The sequence below is a fragment of the Streptomonospora halophila genome, from assembly GCF_039542725.1.
Lineage (GTDB): Bacteria > Actinomycetota > Actinomycetes > Streptosporangiales > Streptosporangiaceae > Streptomonospora > Streptomonospora halophila.
Genome location: NZ_BAABIK010000016.1, coordinates 22,024 through 41,568, shown reverse-complemented (window position 1 = coordinate 41,568; position 19,545 = coordinate 22,024). Strand labels below are relative to the sequence as shown.

17 protein-coding genes are annotated in these 19,545 nt (G+C 73.9%); all 17 read left to right on the top strand.

All coding sequences use genetic code 11. The features are described from left to right. Positions 1-89: 89 nt before the first annotated feature. The 17 genes from ABEA15_RS14840 to der all read left to right on the top strand — a co-directional run bounded on the left by ABEA15_RS14840 (position 90) and on the right by der (position 19,253). Positions 90-605, top strand: a complete 516-nt coding sequence (locus tag ABEA15_RS14840; protein WP_345557087.1) for a GNAT family N-acetyltransferase — start codon at positions 90-92, stop codon at positions 603-605. Positions 606-615: 10 nt separating this feature from the next. Next, entirely contained in the window at positions 616-1,209 is a 594-nt protein-coding gene (gene coaE / locus ABEA15_RS14835; protein WP_345557086.1) for a dephospho-CoA kinase, read from the top strand. A 343-nt stretch (positions 1,210-1,552) separates the two neighbouring features. Further along, entirely contained in the window at positions 1,553-3,649 is a 2,097-nt protein-coding gene (gene uvrB / locus ABEA15_RS14830) for an excinuclease ABC subunit UvrB (protein ID WP_344145734.1), read from the top strand. Between the two features lie 323 nt (positions 3,650-3,972). Beyond that, positions 3,973-4,968 carry a GNAT family N-acetyltransferase gene (locus ABEA15_RS14825; protein ID WP_344145731.1) on the top strand — a complete coding sequence of 332 codons (996 nt, stop codon included), beginning with the start codon at positions 3,973-3,975 and terminating at the stop codon, positions 4,966-4,968. Between the two features lie 193 nt (positions 4,969-5,161). Then, positions 5,162-6,070 (top strand): hydroxymethylglutaryl-CoA lyase, encoded by a 909-nt coding sequence (locus ABEA15_RS14820; protein WP_344145728.1) that lies wholly within the window; start codon positions 5,162-5,164, stop codon positions 6,068-6,070. A gap of 379 nt (positions 6,071-6,449) precedes the next feature. Then, the gene (gene pyrG / locus ABEA15_RS14815; RefSeq protein ID WP_345557085.1) at positions 6,450-8,147 is read left to right on the top strand and encodes a CTP synthase; all 1,698 of its coding nucleotides are present in this window, start codon (positions 6,450-6,452) and stop codon (positions 8,145-8,147) included. Between the two features lie 5 nt (positions 8,148-8,152). Beyond that, positions 8,153-8,833, top strand: a complete 681-nt coding sequence (locus ABEA15_RS14810; RefSeq protein WP_345557137.1) for an NUDIX domain-containing protein — start codon at positions 8,153-8,155, stop codon at positions 8,831-8,833. A gap of 165 nt (positions 8,834-8,998) precedes the next feature. Beyond that, a complete protein-coding gene (locus tag ABEA15_RS14805; RefSeq protein WP_345557084.1) occupies positions 8,999-10,114 on the top strand; it encodes a site-specific tyrosine recombinase XerD in 1,116 nt (371 codons plus the stop codon). Positions 10,115-10,319: 205 nt separating this feature from the next. Beyond that, positions 10,320-11,276, top strand: coding sequence for a ParA family protein (locus ABEA15_RS14800; protein ID WP_345557083.1), 957 nt, complete (start codon positions 10,320-10,322; stop codon positions 11,274-11,276). Beyond that, entirely contained in the window at positions 11,252-11,680 is a 429-nt protein-coding gene (locus ABEA15_RS14795) for a hypothetical protein (protein WP_345557082.1), read from the top strand. The genes ABEA15_RS14800 and ABEA15_RS14795 overlap by 25 nt, the downstream gene beginning before the upstream one ends. Before the next feature lie 63 nt (positions 11,681-11,743). Continuing rightward, positions 11,744-12,568 carry a segregation and condensation protein A gene (locus tag ABEA15_RS14790; RefSeq protein WP_345557081.1) on the top strand — a complete coding sequence of 275 codons (825 nt, stop codon included), beginning with the start codon at positions 11,744-11,746 and terminating at the stop codon, positions 12,566-12,568. A 152-nt stretch (positions 12,569-12,720) separates the two neighbouring features. Next, positions 12,721-13,263, top strand: a complete 543-nt coding sequence (gene scpB / locus ABEA15_RS14785; RefSeq protein ID WP_345557136.1) for an SMC-Scp complex subunit ScpB — start codon at positions 12,721-12,723, stop codon at positions 13,261-13,263. Further along, positions 13,247-14,692, top strand: a complete 1,446-nt coding sequence (locus tag ABEA15_RS14780) for a pseudouridine synthase (RefSeq protein WP_345557080.1) — start codon at positions 13,247-13,249, stop codon at positions 14,690-14,692. The genes scpB and ABEA15_RS14780 overlap by 17 nt, the downstream gene beginning before the upstream one ends. A 91-nt stretch (positions 14,693-14,783) precedes the next feature. Then, entirely contained in the window at positions 14,784-15,146 is a 363-nt protein-coding gene (gene aroH, locus ABEA15_RS14775; protein WP_344145710.1) for a chorismate mutase, read from the top strand. Between the two features lie 323 nt (positions 15,147-15,469). Then, positions 15,470-16,576: a prephenate dehydrogenase gene (locus ABEA15_RS14770; protein ID WP_344145707.1), complete on the top strand. Its 1,107-nt coding sequence runs from the start codon at positions 15,470-15,472 to the stop codon at positions 16,574-16,576. Between the two features lie 111 nt (positions 16,577-16,687). After that, a complete protein-coding gene (cmk, locus tag ABEA15_RS14765; RefSeq protein ID WP_345557079.1) occupies positions 16,688-17,455 on the top strand; it encodes a (d)CMP kinase in 768 nt (255 codons plus the stop codon). A 370-nt stretch (positions 17,456-17,825) separates the two neighbouring features. Next, positions 17,826-19,253 (top strand): ribosome biogenesis GTPase Der, encoded by a 1,428-nt coding sequence (gene der, locus ABEA15_RS14760; RefSeq protein ID WP_345557078.1) that lies wholly within the window; start codon positions 17,826-17,828, stop codon positions 19,251-19,253. Positions 19,254-19,545: the final 292 nt, after the last annotated feature.

Below are 19,545 nucleotides of genomic sequence, written 5' to 3'. Positions count from 1 at the left end.
GAATCGCCAAGGGCCGCTCCCGGAAACGGGGGCGGCCCTTCGCTATGCTCGCCGCAGCCGCCTCCACCGACCCCGCAACGGGAGCAGCGATGCCCATCCCGCCCGAGCCGGTCATCGGCGCCGCATCGGCCGACGACGCCGGCGAGATCTGGACCCTGCAGCGGGCGGCGTTCGTCGACGAGGCCCAGCTCTACGGCGACCCGTTCATCCTGCCGCTGGCCGAGACCGCCGACAACGTCCGGCGCGCCGTCGAGGGCGCCGGCCACGTGCTCACGGCGGTCGAGGGGCACCGGATCGTCGGCGCGGTGCGCGGACGGGCCGAGGACGCCACCGGACTCCTCAACCGGCTCTGCGTGGCGCCCGACCGGCGCCACCGCGGCATCGGCCGGGCCCTGGTGCGCGCCCTGGAGGAGCGGATGGCCCACGCCCATCCCGGCCTCGCCGCGTTCACGGTCTTCACCGGGCAGCAGAACGAGGCCCACCTGCGCCTCTACCGGAGCCTGGGCTACACCGAGGCCGGCCGCGAACGCATGTCCGACCACCTGGCCCTGGTCCACATGCGCAAAGCGGTCCCCGGCCGCGAGCCCCGGCCCGCCACCGTCTAGAGTCGCCGCCATGCTGCGTGTGGGACTCACCGGAGGCATCGGCTCCGGCAAGAGCGCCGTGGCCGAGCGCCTCGCCCGCCACGGCGCGCTGGTCATCGACGCCGACCGGATCGCCCGCGAGGTCGTCGAGCCGGGCACCTCGGGGCTGGAGGAGATCGTCGCGGAGTTCGGCGAAGACGTGCTGACCGGCGACGGCCGGCTCGACCGCCCGAAGCTGGGGCGGATCGTGTTCTCCGACTCCGCGCGCCTGGCCAAGCTGAACGCCATCGTCCACCCGCGGGTGGGCAGGCGGACCGAGGAGCTGATGGCGGGCGCCTCCTCCGACGCCGTCGTGGTCTACGACGTCCCGCTGCTGGTGGAGAACGACCTGGGCGGCCTCTACGACGTCGTCGTGGTCGTCGACGTACCGGAGGAGGAGCAGGTCGCGCGCGTGGTGCGCGACCGGGGGATGGACGAGGAGCAGGTCCGCGCCCGCATCAGGGCCCAGGCCACCCGCGAGCGCCGCCGCGCGAAGGCCGACGTCGTCGTCGACAACTCCGGCACCCCCGAGGAGCTGGACCGCCGGGTGGCCGAGGTGTGGGAGCACCTGAGCAAGCGGGCCTGACCGGGGAGCCCGCACCGGGCGGCCGGCCGCACGCCTGCGGCGGGACCGTCCTGCCGGGCTGATCGCTCGCATCAGGCGCGAGGGCACACCGCGCGGTGCCCGCGGCCTGAACATCGCGGCTCATCCGTGGAACCGGGCGCACGCTCGTGAGCCGCGATGCCGGGGCCCGATTCGCCGACCTCCCCGGCGTACCGGCGATGGCGGCCTGACGCCGGTGGAGAGAGCGGGGCCGTGAGCCGTCCTGTATCGGCTGACCTGGGAATCCGCTGCGTGTGGGCCGTGTTGTCGGTGGGTGGTTATAGCGTGGGGGAGACATCCGGAACGCGAGGGGAGCTGAGGCGACGTGCGGCCGGTGAGCGACATCCAGCGCAAGAAGACGCCGTTCGAGGTCGTGTCGGACATGACCCCCGCGGGCGATCAGCCCTCGGCCATCGCAGAGCTCAGCCGCAGGGTCGGGGCCGGCGACCGCGACACGGTGCTGCTGGGCGCCACGGGCACCGGCAAGACCGCCACGGTGGCCTGGATGGTCGAGCAGCTGCAGCGGCCCACGCTGGTCATGCAGCCCAACAAGACCCTGGCGGCCCAGTTCGCCAACGAGCTGCGCGAGATGCTGCCCAACAACGCGGTCGAGTACTTCGTCTCCTACTACGACTACTACCAGCCCGAGGCCTACGTCCCCCAGACCGACACCTACATCGAGAAGGACTCCTCGATCAACGACGAGGTCGAGCGGCTGCGGCACTCGGCGACCAACTCGCTGCTCACGCGGCGCGACACGATCGTGGTTTCCTCGGTCTCCTGCATCTACGGCCTGGGCACGCCGCAGGAGTACGTCGACCGCATGGCCGAGCTCGAGGTCGGCATGCAGGTCGACCGCGACGACCTGCTGCGCAAGCTCGTCGATATGCAGTACGCGCGCAACGACACGGCCTTCACGCGGGGCACGTTCCGCGTGCGGGGCGACACCGTCGAGGTCATCCCGGTCTACGAGGAGCTCGCCATCCGCATCGAGATGTTCGGCGACGAGGTCGAGCGGCTGCTGACCCTGCACCCGCTGACCGGCGAGGTCCTGGGCGAGGACGACCACGTGTACCTGTTCCCCGCCTCCCACTACGTCGCCGGCCCCGAGCGCATGGAGCGCGCCGTCTCCCAGATCGAGGCCGAGCTCGCCGAGCGCCTCGCCGAGATGGAGGGCCAGGGCAGGCTGCTGGAGGCCCAGCGCCTGCGCATGCGCACCACCTACGACCTGGAGATGCTGCGGCAGGTGGGCAGCTGCTCGGGCATCGAGAACTACTCGCGCCACTTCGACGGACGCGATCCCGGCAGCGCCCCCAACACCCTGCTGGACTACTTCCCCGAGGACTTCCTGCTGGTCGTCGACGAGTCCCACGTGACCGTGCCCCAGATCGGCGGCATGTACGAGGGCGACGCCTCGCGCAAGCGCACCCTGGTCGACCACGGGTTCAGGCTGCCCTCGGCGCTGGACAACCGCCCGCTGAAGTGGGAGGAGTTCGTCGAGCGCATCGGGCAGACGGTCTACCTCTCGGCCACCCCCGGCAACTACGAGCTGCGGCAGAGCGGCGGCGACGTCGTCGAGCAGGTCATCCGGCCGACGGGGCTGGTCGACCCCGAGGTGGTCGTCAAGGCCACCGAGGGCCAGATCGACGACCTGGTGCACGAGATCCGCGAGCGCGCCGAGCGCCGGGAGCGGGTGCTGGTCACCACGCTGACCAAGAAGATGGCCGAGGACCTCACCGACTACTTCGCCGAGATGGGCATCCGCGTGCGCTACCTGCACAGCGAGGTCGACACCCTGCGGCGGGTGGAGCTGCTGCGCGAGCTGCGGGTGGGCGAGTTCGACGTGCTGGTGGGCATCAACCTGCTGCGCGAGGGGCTCGACCTGCCCGAGGTCTCGCTGGTGGCCATCCTCGACGCCGACAAGGAGGGCTTCCTGCGCTCCTCCAGCGCCTTGATCCAGACCATCGGGCGCGCGGCGCGGAACGTCGCCGGCCAGGTGCACATGTACGCCGACAACGTCACCGACTCCATGCGCAGCGCGATCGACGAGACCAACCGGCGCCGCGCCAAGCAGCTGGCCTACAACGAGGCCAACGGGATCGACCCGCAGCCGCTGCGCAAGAAGATCGCCGACATCCTCGACTCGCTGGCGCGCGAGGACGTCGACACCGAGGAGCTGATCGGCTCCGGCTACCGGCAGACCAAGGCGCCGGTGCCCTCCCTGAAGCAGGCGGGCCCGGAGCGGTCCGAGGACATCTCCCGCATGCCGCGGGCCGACCTCGCCCAGCTCATCGACCAGCTCGGCGAGCAGATGCACCAGGCGGCCGCCGACCTGCAGTTCGAGCTCGCCGCCCGGCTGCGCGACGAGATCAAGGAACTCAAGCGCGAGCTGCGCGGAATGGACGCCGCCGGAGTCGGCTGAGCGCATCCGCAGCGGTCCGCCGCCCCTGAGCGGGGCGGCGGGCCGCCGCATGCCGTGGCGGGGTCGTAGGATCGCCCCAACAGCCGCAACCCGGCCCGAATCGGTTACCGTTGGACCCACCGGGCTTTGCCCCCGTGAAATTGCACAGCGTCAATTTCAAAACGATCGGGGAAACTCTTGTCGCAATCGCGAGCGAAGTGACTCTTGAGGCGCTACGGTCTTTGTGTCCGTGTTGCAACGGTACGTGACCACTGATCGGCTCCCGACAGCCGCGCCGGAGCCGAGGGCGGGTGAGTGCGGGTATGCGCGGCCTGGGAGGTGGGATGGGCGGTTATGTCGCCCGGGTGCGGAATGACGAGATGCCCGGCAGCGGTGCGGAGTTCGACCTGCTCGTCGATTCCGCCGCCACGCGCTGGCGCGAGGCCGACCCCCTGCTGCCGGTGCCCACGCGCCCGCGGAAGAGCACCTATCCGCTGCTGACGGTCAGCGACGAGGCCGGGCGGCCGGTCGCCACCGGCACCATGCGCTACTCCTGGCACCAGCCCGGCGAGGTCGGCCGTACCTGGGGCATGGCCGACCAGCACTGGCTGACCCCCGTCGTCGGCGGACCGGACCCCGGCCGGGCCCTGGACTCGCTCCTGTCGAGCTGGCGCGACCAGCTGCGCCAGCTGCCCACCGGCACCGGCTCGGAGTCGGCCGCCCAGCTCACCTGGCCGGCCCGCGACGTCGTGGGCGTGCCCGCGCTGCAGGCGCACGGCCTCCAGCCCTACAGCGTGCTGGCCGCCCGCGAGCGGCGCCGCGGGGTACCCCCCTCGCTGCCGCCGCGCGACGTCACCATCCGGCTGGCCGACATGCAGGACCTCGCGCCGATCGTCAGCCTGCTCATGGAGGAGCACCGCTACGAGGAGTTCTTCGGCGGCGTGTTCATCCAGCCGGAGACCCCCGAGCAGACCCGCCGCGTCGCCGCGCGCGCCCTGGGCCGCTCGCCCTCCTGGGTGTGGCTGGCCGAACGGCGCGGCCGCGCGGTCGGCCTGGTCTGGGTCTCCCCGCCCGACCGCGCCCGGTGGGCGGCCCCGCTGGTGCGGGCGGCCCCGGCCGCGCACATCGGCTACGGGGTGGTGGCCGAGGACGAGCGCGGGCGGGGGATCGGCACGGCCCTGGTCAACGAGGCGCACCAGGCGCTGGACTCCCACAACGTACAGGTGACGGTCCTCAACTACGCGATGATGAACCCGCTTTCGGGGCCTTTCTGGAACCGCATGGGCTACCGCCCGGTGTGGACCACCTGGGAGGTCCGCCCCTCGCTGGCGCTGCGCTGAGCGGGGGAGGGGGCGGCGCGTGCCCCCGTCGCCGGAACCCGGTCCGGGCGGACGGCGCCGGTGAGCTCCGCCCGCAGGGATGGGATGATCGGCCGAACCGCCGATCGGTGCGCGGCGGCCGCACTATCCTGGGCCGTGCGGGCGCGTGCGCCGCACGCGCCCGCACGCCGACGTCGAGACGGGAAGTGGCGCAATGTCCGGGCAGCAGGTGGAGATCGTCGAGGTCGGGCCGCGGGACGGGCTGCAGAACGAGGAGACGCCGCTGCCGCCGGCCCGCAAGGTCGAACTGATCGAGCGGCTGCTGGCGGCGGGCGCCCGCCGGATCGAGGCGGTCAGCTTCGTCAACCCGCGGCGGGTGCCGCAGATGGCCGGCGCCGAGGAGGTCATGGCCGCCGTGCCGCGCCGCGAGGGCGTCTCCTACATCGGCCTGGTGCTCAACCGGCGCGGCCTGGACCGCGCGCTTGAGGCCGGCGTCGACGAGGTCAACGTCGCCATCCCGGCCACCGACGGCTTCTGCCGGCGCAACCAGGGCTGCTCGGTCGAGGAGATGAACGACGCGTTCGCCGGCATCGCCGCGGCCTCCGCCGACGCCGGGGTCCCCATCAGCGCCACCGTCTCCACCGCCTTCGGCTGCCCGTTCGACGGCGAGACCGACCCCGAGCGCGTGGTCGAGGTCGCCCGGCGCGCGGCCGAGGCCGGCGCGGTGGAGATCGCCCTGGCCGACACCATCGGCGTGGGCGTGCCCCGGCAGGTGGCCGACCTGGTCGAACGCGTGCGGAAGGTGGCGGGCGGCGCGCGGCTGCGCTGCCACTTCCACAACACCCGCAACACCGGGTACGCCAACGCCCACACCGCGGTCGAGCACGGTGTGACCGTGCTGGACGCCAGTGTCGGCGGATTCGGCGGCTGCCCGTTCGCTCCCGGCGCGACCGGGAACATCGCCACCGAGGATCTGGCCTTCCAGCTCGAGCGCAGCGGCCTCCACACGGGCGTCGACGTCACCGAGACGGCCCGCGCGGGGATCTGGCTGGGGTCGCTCCTGGGGGCGCCTCCTACGGCGCTCCTGGGGCGCGCCGGCGTCTTCCCCTCCGGCGGGCGGTAGCCGTCCGCGCTCCCGCCGCCGCCCTCCGCGCCGACCGGCGTGGCCGGTTCCGGCCCCGGGAAAGGCGCGGTCCGCGGTCCCCGTCCGGCACCCGGCGGCACTCGCCCGGGCCGCCGCCCGGCCGCTCTCTCGCCGCCGCGCCCGGGGTATCGGCGGCGGGCGGCGCACGCGCGGAGCCGGCGTCGGACCAGGGCAGGCGCCTCACCATGGGGCCCGTGCCGGTCGGGTGCGTATCGGGGCGGGTGCGCGGCGCTGTTATTCTGGTGGCCCGTGGAGTCCGAGGTCGCGGACGGGGCGAGCCCCCTCCGGCGCCGGGCACCGCACGGGCCCTCCGATCCGAACCGGACGGCCCGTCGACGTACGACCACGGGAGCAACCTTTGGCAACCGCCGCGAGCACCAAACACCTTTTCGTTACTGGCGGGGTCGCCTCCAGTCTGGGCAAGGGCCTGACCGCATCCAGCCTCGGGCGGCTGCTGAAGTCGCGTGGCCTCCGCGTCACCATGCAGAAGCTCGACCCCTACCTCAACGTCGACCCGGGCACGATGAACCCGTTCCAGCACGGCGAGGTGTTCGTCACCGACGACGGGGCCGAGACCGACCTCGACATCGGCCACTACGAGCGCTTCCTCGACACCGAGCTGTCCGCCTCGGCCAACGTCACCACCGGCCAGGTCTACTCCAGCGTCATCGCCAAGGAGCGCCAGGGCGCCTACCTCGGCGACACCGTGCAGGTCATCCCGCACATCACCAACGAGATCAAGGCGCGCATCTACGCGATGGACTCCGCCGACGTCGACGTGGTCATCACCGAGATCGGCGGCACGGTCGGCGACATCGAATCCCAGCCGTTCCTGGAGGCGGTGCGCCAGATCCGCCACGAGATCGGCCGCGACAACTGCTTCTTCCTGCACGTCTCGCTGCTGCCGTTCCTCGGCCCCTCGGGCGAGCTGAAGACCAAGCCCACCCAGCACTCGGTGGCCGCGCTGCGCAACATCGGCATCCAGGCCGACGCGATCGTGTGCCGCTCCGACCGGCCGATCCCGCAGAGCCTGAAGAGCAAGATCAGCCTGATGTGCGACGTCGACGACGGCGGCGTGGTCTCGACCCCCGACGCCCCCTCGATCTACGACATCCCCAAGGTGCTGCACCGCGAGGGCCTGGACGCCTACGTCGTGCGCCGCCTGGGCCTGGCCTTCCGCGACGTCGACTGGACCGAGTGGGACAACCTGCTGCGCCGCGTGCACCAGCCCGACCACGAGGTCACCATCGCGCTCGTCGGCAAGTACATCGACCTGCCCGACGCCTACCTGTCGGTGACCGAGGCGCTGCGGGCCGGCGGGTTCGCCGAGAACACCCGCGTGCACCTGCGCTGGGTGGCCAGCGACGACTGCGCCGCACCCGAGGGCGCCGAGCGCGAGTTGGGCGGCGCCGACGGCGTGCTGATCCCCGGCGGGTTCGGGGTGCGCGGCATCGAGGGCAAGCTCGGCGCCATCCGCTACGCACGCGAGAACCGCGTGCCGCTGCTGGGCATCTGCCTGGGACTGCAGTGCATGGTGATCGAGTACGCCCGCAACGCCGCCGGGCTGGCGGGCGCCAACAGCGCCGAGTTCGACGACAAGGCCGAGCACCCGGTCATCTCGACCATGGCCGACCAGACCGACGTCGTCGCCGGCGAGCGCGACATGGGCGGCACCATGCGGCTGGGGCTGTACCCCGCGGAGCTGGCCGAGGGCTCCATCGCCCGCGAGCTCTACGGCGAGACCCGCGCACAGGAGCGCCACCGCCACCGCTACGAGGTCGGCAACGCCTACCGCGGCCGCCTGGAGGACGCCGGGATGGTCTTCTCGGGGCTCTCGCCCGACGGCCGCCTGGTGGAGTACGTGGAGCTCTCGCGCGAGGAGCACCCCTTCTACATCGCCACCCAGGCCCACCCCGAGCTGCGCTCCCGGCCCACCCGCGCCCACCCGCTGTTCCGCGGCCTGGTCTCGGCCGCCCTGGAGCACGTCCGGAAGGGCGCGGCCGGGGCCGCCGCGGCTCCGCTCGACGGATCCGCCGACGCCGCCGAGCGGGCGTGAGCGGCGTGCGCGGGCCGGGGGAGCCCGCACCGTCCGCGGCCGCCACCGGTACCGGTACCCGTACCGGCGCCGTCCCGGCCGACCGCCCCGAGGCCTGGCGCGTCGAGGGCAGCGAGGTGGCCTACCGCGGTGCGAAGACCGCCACGCGCGTGGACCGCGTGCACATGCCCGGTCCCGACGGCGACGAGGTGGTCGCCCGCGAGTACCTGGACCACCCGGGGGCCGTCGCCGCGCTCGCCCTGGACGACCACGAGCGCGTGCTGATGCTCAGCCAGTACCGGCACCCGGTGGGGCACCGCCTGTGGGAGCTGCCCGCAGGAGTGCGCGACGAGGAGGGCGAGCCGCCGCTCGCCACCGCCCAGCGGGAGCTGCGCGAGGAGGCCGGCTTCGCGGCCGGGGACTGGTACGAGCTGGCGGACTTCTTCCCCTCGCCCGGCTTCTCCAGTGAACGCATCCAGGTCTTCCTCGGCCGCGGTCCGACCCGGCTGAACGCAGACGAGATCGGGTTCGAGCGCGTGCACGAGGAGACCGACATGGAGCTGCGGTGGGTGCCGCTGGCCGAGGCCGCCGAGGCCGTGATGGCCGGGCGGCTGCACAACGGCGCCACCGTCGTCGGGGTGCTGGCCGCCTCCCGCGCCGCCCGCGACTCCTTCGCCTCGCTGAGGCCGGCCGGCACCGGCTCCTGAGGCCTCCCCCGGCCGCGGCCCGCGGAGCGCACCCCGGCCGGGGGAGGCGGAAACACGGCGCGATGTCCGGATCGGCGCCATTGGGCGGCTTGTCGCCGGTGGTCCTCTCGCGTCGGTTGCTGGCGGTATCGCCGTGTCGGGCCGCCGATGTCGTCACCGTGTGGCATGATCGCCCCCGAAACCCCCGGACGCGGCGGAAGGCGGGTGATCGCCACGGTGGCCCCAGAACAGGATTCCGCCCGCCCGCAGCCCGCCGCGGCGCTGCGCTCGGCGCTGTCCGGCTACCTCGACCACCTCTCGGTTGAGCGCGGGCTGGCGGCCAACACCCTCTCCTCCTACCGCCGCGACCTGCGCCGCTACCTGGACTTCCTGGCCGGACGCGGCGTCGGGTCCCTGGCCGCGGTCACCGAGCAGCACGTCACCGAGTTCCTGCGCCGCCTGCGCGAGGGCGACGCCGACCACCCTCCGCTGGGCGGCAACTCCGCCGGACGCGCCGTCGTGGCCGTACGCGGGCTGCACCGCTTCGCACTGCGCGAAGGGCTGGCCGCGACCGACCCCGCCGGCGGCGTGCGCCCGCCGACCCCCGCGCGGCGGCTGCCCAAGGCGGTGTCGCTGGAGGCGATCGAGTCCCTGCTGGGCGCCGTGCCCGCCGAGGGCGACCCCCGTGCCCTGCGCGACCGCGCGCTGCTGGAACTGCTCTACGGCACCGGCGCGCGCATCTCCGAGGCGGTGGGCCTGGACGTCGACGACATCACCCGCGTCGCCCTCGGCGCCGCCGCGCCCCGCCCGGGCGAGCACCCCAACTCCGAGCCCGAGCCCGAGCCCGAGCCCGAGCCCGAGCCCGAGCCCGAGCCCGAGGACGGCGTCGCGGCGGTCCGCTTCCGCGGCAAGGGCGGCAAGGAGCGGCTGGTCCCCGTCGGCCGGTTCGCCCGCGGCGCCCTCGACGCCTACCTCGTCCGCGCGCGCCCGGTGCTGGCCGCGTCCGGTCGCGGCGTGCCCGCGCTGTTCCTCAACGCCCGCGGCGGCCGGCTGACCCGCCAGGGCGCCTGGGCGGTGCTGCGCGCCGCCGCCGAGCGCGCCGGGCTGAGCGACGTCTCGCCGCACACGCTGCGCCACTCCTTCGCCACCCACCTGCTCGACGGCGGCGCCGACGTGCGCGTGGTGCAGGAGCTGCTGGGGCACGCGTCGGTGACCACGACGCAGGTGTACACGATGGTCACCGTCGACCGGCTGCGCGAGGTCTACGCCGCCAGCCATCCCCGCGCCGACGCGGTCCGGTGAGCACTCCCCGCCGCCGCGGCGGGGACTTCGCGCACCGGTGGCCGCCCCACCCCGTAGAGTGTCGCGTTGAATGATTGTGCGCGGAAGTTCTAGAGTCGCGGCACGACAGCTGGTCGCTGTCGACATATTGAGTTTTTCCGACGGCCGGTGGGTCGGCGGGCGCCGCGACGTCCGCACAGTCCGGTCCGTAGGGAGGTCAAGGGTTGTGAGCTGGTCGGAGTACGACGATGAGGGGCCGGGGGCGCCCATCGACGAACACATGCCGGACTCCCCGGCGAGCAACCCATGGGGGGAAATGCGCAGCACGGGGGCCGAACTGCAAGCGAACAGACCTAAGCCGGACTATCCGGATCCCGAGCCGCTGGACAGCCACGGCCCGGCACGGATCGTAGCACTGTGTAACCAGAAGGGTGGAGTCGGTAAGACCACCACCACCATCAACCTCGGCGCCGCGATAGCCGAGTACGGCAGACGGGTGCTGCTCGTCGACTTCGACCCCCAGGGGGCGCTGTCGGTGGGCCTGGGGCGGCTCGACCCGCGCGAGCTGGAGCTCACCGTCTACAACCTGCTCATGCAACGCGACGTCGCCGTCGAGGACGTCCTGCTCAAGACCGACATCGACGGCCTCGACCTGATTCCGAGCAACATCGACCTGTCCGCGGCCGAAGTGCAGCTGGTGGGGGAGGTGGCGCGGGAGCAGATGCTCTCGCGCGCCCTGCGCCCGGTCATCGACGACTACGATGTCGTGCTCATCGACTGCCAGCCCTCGCTGGGGCTGCTCACCGTCAACGCGCTCACTGCGGCCGACGGGGTCATCGTGCCGCTGGAGTGCGAGTTCTTCGCGCTGCGCGGCGTCGCGCTGCTGATGGACACGATCCAGAAGGTACAGGAGCGGCTCAACGAGCGCCTGGTGATCGACGGATTCCTGGGGACGATGTACGACCCGCGCACGCTGCACGCGCGCGAGGTGCTGGCCACCATCATCGACGGATTCGGCGACAAGGTCTACGGCACCGTCATCAACCGCACCATCCGCTTCCCCGACGCCACCGTCGCGGGCGAGCCGATAACGCGGTTCGACTCCTCGTCGGCCGGGGCCAACGCCTATCGCGGACTCGCGAAGGAGGTGCTGGCCCGGTGGCCAAACAGCGGTCACGCGTGACCCTGCCGGGGGCCGACGAGCTGTTCTTCCGCTCATCCGACCCCGTCGACCCCGAGCCCGCACACTCCACAGCCACGGCGGAGCCGCCGACACCGGGACAGCCGGAGGCCGATCAGGCCGACGGCTCCGCGGCGTACGCGCCGGCGCAGGCGCCCGCACCCCGGGGGGTCCGGGCGAGCCCGCCGCGGCCCAGCGGGAGGCAGCGCCACGACGAGAAGATCACCGTCTACATATCGGCGCCCGAGCTGCTCGCTCTGGAGCAGACCCGGCTGGCGCTGCGCGGCAACCACGGACTGGCCGCCGACCGCGGCCGGATCGTCCGGGAGGCCGTGGCGGTGCTGCTCGCCGACTTCGAGGAGCACGGGGAGTCGAGCATGCTCGTGCAGCGCCTGAACACCAACTGAACAGCCCACCGCCGCGGCGGTGGCAACCTGGAACGATGAGCCGACCTGACACGAACCCGCCGTATGGCGACTGAGGAGGAGGCCGCAGACGGCGGGTTCCAGGTCCACCTGGACAACTTCGAGGGACCCTTCGACCTGCTGCTGGGGCTGATCTCCAAGCACAAGCTCGACATCACCGAGGTGTCCCTGTCGAAGGTCACCGACGAGTTCATGGCCTACATCCGGGCCCACGGCGAGTCCTGGGACCTGGACCAGGCCAGCCACTTCCTGCTGGTGGCGGCCACGCTGCTGGATCTGAAGGCGGCGCGGCTGCTGCCGCGCGGCGAGATCGAGGACGAGGCCGACCTCGCGCTCCTGGAGGCCCGCGACCTGCTGTTCGCGCGGCTGCTGCAGTACCGCGCCTACAAGGAGGTCGCCGCCCTGCTGGCCGAGCGGCTCGCGGCGCAGGGGCGCCGGTTCCCGCGGGCGGTCCCGCTGGAGGACCGCTTCGCCGACGCGCGCCCCGACGTCTTCATCAAGCTCGGCCCGCAGGAGTTCGCCATGCTGGCGGCCCGGGTGTTCACGCCCAAGGAGCCGCCGAGCGTCCCGGTCACCCACATCCACCAGACGCGCACCTCGGTGCGCGAGCAGGCGGAGATCGTGGTGCGGGCGCTGCGGGAGCACGGCACCCTCACCTTCGCCGAGCTGACCGCGGACTGCACGGGTACCTTCGAGGTCGTCGCGCGGTTCCTGGCGCTGCTGGAGCTCTACCGCGCGGCCAGCGTCGGCTTCGACCAGCCCGAACCGCTCGCCGAGCTGACGGTCAACTGGACCGGCGACGTCGCGGGCGAGGTCGACGTCTCCGACGAGTTCGACCGGCACGGACAGGACAGCGAGGAGGAAGCGTGAGCGCGGCAGAGCAGGAGCGGACCGGGCCCGCGGCCGAGGAGGCCGGGCCCGGCGCGCGGGCACGGCCGGCGGCACAGGACGAGCCGGCCGGTGAAGGCGGTACGGCGGAGCGCGCGGAGGCGGAGTCCGCCGGGGACGGGCGCGGCGCCCGGCTGCGGCGCGACCTGGAGGCGGTGCTCATGGTCGTGGACCAGCCGGTGCCCGTGTACGATCTCGCCCGCGCGTTCGACCGCTCGGTCGAGGAGGTCGCCGCGGTGCTCGCCGGGCTCTCCCGCGAGTACACCGAGCAGGGGCGCGGGTTCGACCTGCGCCAGGTGGCCGACGGATGGCGCTTCTACACCCGCCCGGAGTGCGCCGACGTCGTCGAGCATTTCCTCAAGGAGGGCCAGGAGGTCAAACTCACGCAGGCCGCCTTGGAGACCGTGGCCGTGGTGGCCTACCGCCAGCCCGTCTCGCGCGGCCGGGTCTCGGCTGTGCGCGGTGTGAACTGTGACGGTGTTATGCGTACCCTCGTATTGAGGGGACTCATCGAGGAGGCCGGGCAGGACCCGGAGTCGGGCGCGCACCTCTACCGCACCACCGGGTACTTCCTGGAGCGGCTCGGACTGCGAAACCTGGACGAACTTCCCGATCTCGCCCCTTTCCTGCCTGACGACATCGAAGGTTTTGACGACACCGGTGAACACGCCACGTAAGAACTCCCGGTCCCGCGGTGTGCGGGACTCCGACGACCGCCGCGCGGAGCGCGGGCGGTCCGCCCCGCGCGGTGAGCGCGGCGACCAGCGCAACCCCGACAACCGCGGCACGTCCGACAAGGCCGGCAAGCCCGGGAAGAGCGGGGGCCGCGACAGCGGCTCCGCCCCGCGCGGCCAGGGCCAGGCGGCGGGCCGCGGCTCGGCCCCCCGTGGCGGCTCCGACGACCGCCGGGGGCGCCAGAGCAGCGAGCGACCGGGTCGTCGGCAGCAGAGCGGCGGCAACCACCGCGACCCCGCGCTGCGCAACGAGGCCGAGCGCGCCCAGCGCTCCGGCGCGCGCGCCGAGAACAGCGGGACCGGCCGCGGCTCGCCGGACTCCCGCGACGCCCGTGCTCCGCGCGAGTCACGCGACACACGCGACACACGCGGCTCGCGCGGATCCCGCGAGTCCCGCGGCTCGAACCCCGGCGAGCGGCGCGACCCGCGCGTCTACACCCGGCGCCAGGAGCGCGGCGGCGGCCGCTCCTCGGGCGACCGCCCCGCGCCGCGCGACTCCCGCGACAGCCGCGTGCCCCGGGGCGGCGGCGCCGCCGAGCGCGACCTCTCGCCGGCCGCCCGCGCCAGGCTGAACACCCTGCGCTCGGAGTTCGACCCCGCCGACGAGGAGAGCCCCGGCGACGACCGCGACGCCTACGCCGACGTCCCCGGCGGTATCCGGCTGCAGAAGGCGCTGGCCCAGGCGGGCGTCGCCAGCCGGCGGGCCAGCGAGGAGCTGATCGTGGCCGGGCGGGTCAGTGTCGACGGCCACACCGTGCGCCGGTTCGGCGCGCGCGTGGACCCCGAGAACTCCGAGATCAGGGTCGACGGCATGCGCGTCGTCGTCTCGCCCGACAAGCTCTACTACGCGCTGCACAAGCCCCGCGGCGTCGTCAGCACGATGGCGGACCCCGAGGGCCGCCCCACGCTGGCCGACTACACCGGCGGCACCGAGGAGCGCCTCTTCCACGTCGGGCGCCTGGACACCGAGACCGAGGGCCTGATCCTGCTCACCAACGACGGCGAGCTGGCCAACCGGCTGACCCACCCCCGCTACCAGGTGGTCAAGACCTACGTCGCCAAGGTGCCCGGCCCGGTGCCGCGCGAGGTCGTCCGCGAGGTCCGCGGCGGCGTCGACCTCGACGACGGCCCCGTCGAGGTCGACTCCTTCCGCGTCGTCGAGAACGGCGAGCCGCAGGCGCTGGTCGAGGTCAGGCTGCACGAGGGCCGCAAGCACATCGTGCGGCGGCTGATGGAGGCCGTGGGCCACCCGGTCTACGACCTGGCCCGCACCCAGATCGGCCCGGTCGGCATCAAGACCCTCAAGGCGGGCACGATGCGCGCGCTGACGGCCGAGGAGGTCAGCGAGCTGTACACCACCGCGGGACTCTGACCAGGGCGCCACGTGCGGCCCGGCCCCGCCGGCGGCTGCGCCCGTCGGTGCGGCCGGGCCGCCCTACGACGACGAAGAAGGACGGGCGAAAGTGGCAGTACGAGCGATCCGGGGCGCTGTGCAGGTCGACGCCGATGAGCGCGACCTCGTCCTGGAGGCCACGGCCGAGCTGGTGTCGGAGGTCCTCCGGCGCAACGCGTTGACGACCGACGACGTGATCAGCGTGCTGTTCACCTCGACTCCCGACCTCACGTCGGAGTTCCCGGCGCTGGCGGCGCGCAAGCTCGGCTTCAGCGAGGTCCCCCTGATGTGCGCCACGGAGATCGCGGTCCCCCGCGCGCTGCCGCGCGTCGTGCGCCTGATGGCCCACATCGAGACCGAGCGGCCGCGCGCCGACCTCCAGCACGTCTACCTGCGCGGCGCGCAGGCGCTGCGCCTGGACATCGCCCAGTAGCGAGCGAAGCACCCGGCACCGGCCCCGGATTTCGGGGCCGGTGTTCGTCGTTTCGCCACCGCCGATGCGGTGGATCGCGGGCCGTGTCCGCGTCCCGGCGGCGGCCCGCGGCGAACCCGGTCGAGCGCGTCGGATTCCCGGGGATTCCCGGCGGGCGCCGGCCGTCCCGGCGGGGACCGGGACGAGCGGAGCGAGCGGGGCGCCGCACTCCACCGCCGCGGCGCGCTTGGCGCGGGGTGGACTACGCTGGGGCGATACGCAGGGTGCCGATGAGGTGCGCCGCGGCACCGGAGGGGCCGCGGCCGCGACGGACGGGGAGCGACGTGGGCAGGATCGAACGGGCGGTCATCGTGGGCGCCGGGCTGATCGGCACCTCGATCGCGCTCGCCCTGCGCGAGCACGGCACCCGGGTCGCCCTCAGCGACCCCGACCCCGGGGTTCTGCGCCTCGCCTGCGAGCTGGGCGCCGGCGAGCCGCTGGACGAGGACGCACCCGGCCGCCCCGCCGACATCGCCGTCATCGCCGCACCGCCCTCCGCGGTCCCCGAGGTGCTGCGCGCCGCCCAGGACCGCGGCCTGGCCCACGTCTACACCGACGCCGCCAGCGTCAAGCACGGCGTCGTCGCCGCCGCGGAGCGCGCCGGCTGCGACATGGCCACCTTCGTGCCCGGCCACCCGATGGGCGGCGGCGAGCGCAGCGGGCCCAGCGCGGCCCGCGCCGACCTGTTCCTCGGGCGCTCCTGGGCGCTGTGCCCCACCGGCAAGGCCGACCCCGGAGCGGTCTCGGCGGTGCGCGACCTGATCCGGCTCTGCGGCGCCGAACCCGTTCCGATGGGCGCCGCCGCCCACGACCGCGCCGTCGCACTGGTCTCCCACGGCCCGCACGTCGCCGCGGCCGCCGTGGCGGCGCGCCTGCTCGACGGCGACGAGGCGGCGCTGTCCCTGGCCGGGCAGGGTGTGCGCGACGTCACCCGCATCGCCGCCGGCGACCCCCGGCTGTGGTGGGAGATCCTCGGCCACAACGGCGGCCCGGTCGCCGACGTGCTGGAGGCCGTCGCCGCGGACCTGTCCGCCTGCGCCGCGGGCCTGCGCGAGGCCGGCGGCCGGGAAGCCGAGCCCTCCGGCCCGCCGCCCGAGGCGGTCGGCGGCCTGCTGGAGCGCGGCGTGCGCGGGCGCGAGCGCGTGCCCGGCAAGCACGGCGGCGGCCGCACCCCCGAATACGCCGTGGTCCCGGTGCTCATCCCCGACGAGCCCGACTCCCTGGGGCGGCTGTTCCTCGCCGCCGGCGCGGCCGGAGTCAACATCGAGGACGTGCGTCTGGACCACTCCTACGGCCTGCCGATGGGCGTGGCGCAGCTCTCCGTGGTCCCCGAGGCCGCCGAGCGCCTGTCCCGCGTGCTGCGCGAGCGCGGCTACTCGGTCCACGCGTGAGCGCTCGCGCGCCCGGGGCCGCCCGTGCGGCGGTGCCGAGCGGGCCGCCGCGCCTGTAGGCTGAGCGGTTGAGACGAGATGGATGCAGTACACCCCGGAGGAGAACACCACGTGAGCGCGCAGGGCAGCGCCGAAGGAGTCGTCGTGGCCATCGACGGTCCCTCGGGGTCGGGCAAGTCCAGCACGGCCAAGGGCGTGGCCTCGGCGCGCGACCTGTGGTACCTCGACACCGGGGCGATGTATCGGGCCATGACCTGGTGGATGCAGCACCACGGGGTCGACGCCGACGACGCGGCAGCCGTCGCGGAGGCGGCCGGGCGCCCGGACATCAGCATGGGCACCGACCCCGCCGCTCCCACGGTCCACGTGGACGGCAGGGACGTCGCCCGTGAGATCCGAACGCAGCAGGTGACGGCCGGCGTCAGCGCCGTCAGCGCCGTACCCGCGGTGCGGGAGCGGCTCGTCGCGATGCAGCGCGAGACCATCGCGCTGGCGCGGAGCCGAGCCGCAGGGATCGTCGTCGAGGGGCGCGACATCACCACCGTCGTCGCCCCCGACGCCCAGGTCAAGATCTATTTGACCGCCAGCGCCGAGGCCCGGGCGCACCGGCGCAGCGGCGAGCTGAGCGGCAGCGACATCGACGCCGTCCAGGCCGACCTCGCGCGGCGCGACCTGCTCGACTCCAGCCGCGCGGACTCGCCGCTGACCCAGACCGCCGACGCCCTGGAGTTGGAGACCACCGGTCTGGGCCTCGACGAGGTCGTGGCGATCCTGCTCGAACTGACCGACCGCGCCGTCGCGGCCGCGGGAGCGGGCGACCGGTCCGGCGCCGGCAAGGCGGTCGGCGAGAAGCAGGCCGAGGGCTCCGCCGCTCGCTGACGCGCCGCGCGTCCCGGGGCCGCGGTTTCGCGGCCCCTTCCGCGCCGCCGGGCCGGACCGGCCCGGCGGCGATGGCGGGCGGCGGAGCGAGGCGCTTGGGCCGCCCGGGGTCCGCGGATCGGCGGACCGGTTCCGGGCGGCGCGAGCGTAGGGCCGGGCGGCTACGGACACCGGCGCCGCCCCGCCGCGTCCACCCGGCCGGGTGCACGCGGCGGGGGCACGCTGCCGACAGCACGACAACGCACGACAGGCGGCGGCCGACCGGCCGCCGGCGGTTCCGCCGCGCCCGGTGCGGGCGCGGCCAGTCATTCCGTCCCGCGGCACGCGATCCTGGGCGCGCGGGGCGGCGAAACCGGGAGTAGTGGAAGCGATGAGTGAGCACAACCCCGACCTCGACGGCCCGCCGGACGGCCCCGACGAGGACGTCGAGGTCAAACCGGTGGTCGCCGTTGTCGGCCGCCCCAACGTCGGCAAGTCCTCGCTGGTGAACCGCATCATCGGGCGCCGCGAAGCGGTGGTCGAGGACGTCCCCGGCGTCACCCGCGACCGGGTCGCCTACGACGCCGCCTGGCAGTCGCGGGAGTTCACCCTGGTCGACACCGGCGGCTGGGAGACGGGCGTCTCCGGGCTGGCCGAGATGGTCGCGCACCAGGCCGAGTACGCCGCGCGGGCCGCCGACGCGGTCCTGTTCGTCGTCGACGCCACCGTGGGCTCCACCGACGCCGACGAGGCGGTCGCCCGGGTCCTGCGCCGGGCCGGAAAACCCGTCGTGCTGGCCGCCAACAAGGTGGACGGCGAGCTCCAGGAACCCGACGCCCTGGCGCTGTGGAACCTCGGCATGGGCGAGCCGTTCCCGGTCAGCGCCCTGCACGGGCGCGGGACCGGCGACATGCTCGACGCTGTGACCGGCGCGCTGCCCGAGGGCCCGCCCGAGCGCGAGGAGGAGCCCGAGGACGCGCCGCGGCGGATCGCGCTGGTGGGCCGGCCCAACGTGGGCAAGTCCAGCCTGCTCAACCGGATCGCGGGCGAGGACCGCGTGGTCGTCGACGCGAAGGCGGGCACCACCCGCGACTCCGTCGACGAGGTCGTGGAGCTGGGCGGGCGGCCGTGGACGTTCGTCGACACCGCCGGCATCCGCCGCCGCTTCCGCGCGCTGCAGGGCGCCGACTACTACGCCACGGTGCGCACGACCACGGCGCTGGAGCGCTCCGAGGTCGCCGTTGTGCTGATGGACGTCAGCGAGCCGCTCGCCGAGCAGGACATCCGCGTCGTCGAGCAGGTGGTCGAGGCGGGCCGCGCCCTGGTGCTGGCGTTCAACAAGTGGGACACGCTCGACGAGGAGCGGCGCTACTACCTGGAGAAGGAGATCGACCGCCAGCTCTCCCGGGTCTCCTGGGCGCCGCGCGTCAACATCTCCGCCCGGACCGGGCGGCACACCGAGCGCCTCGTGCCCGCGCTGGAGACCAGCCTGGCGGGATGGGACACCCGCATCCCCACCGGGCGGCTGAACAGCTGGCTCAAGGAGCTGGTGGCGGCCACCCCGCCGCCGGTGCGCGGCGGCAAGCAGCCCAAGATCCTCTTCGCGACCCAGGCCGGCGCCCGGCCGCCGCACTTCGTGCTGTTCACCACCGGGTTCCTGGAGGACAACTACCGCCGCTTCATCGAGCGGCGCCTGCGCGAGGAGTTCGGCTTCGACGGCAGCCCGATCAAGCTGACGATGCGCATCCGCGAGAAGCAGGGCAAGGGCGGCGGCCGCAGGGCCTCGCGCGGCAGCCAGCGCCCCGACTGGCGCCGCTGAGGCCGGTCCACGCCGACTCGGCGCCCCCGCTCCGGCAGCCGGTCGGCTGTGCGGATGCGCTCGGCCCCGCGCAGACGACGGCAGGGTGCGGAATCGGCCGTCCCCTTCCAGCGCACGGGGGCCCGGGTCCGTTTCCCGCCGAGGCCTCGGCCACCCTCCGACTTCCCGTGCTCGGACACCGACTGTGTGTGGTTTCCGGTGTCCGGACCGGCTGGTGGCGGGCTGAGCCGGACGCTTCGCGTGATCTTCGGTGGCGTTGATGCGTATGTACTATTTTTCGGGGAAGTAAAGA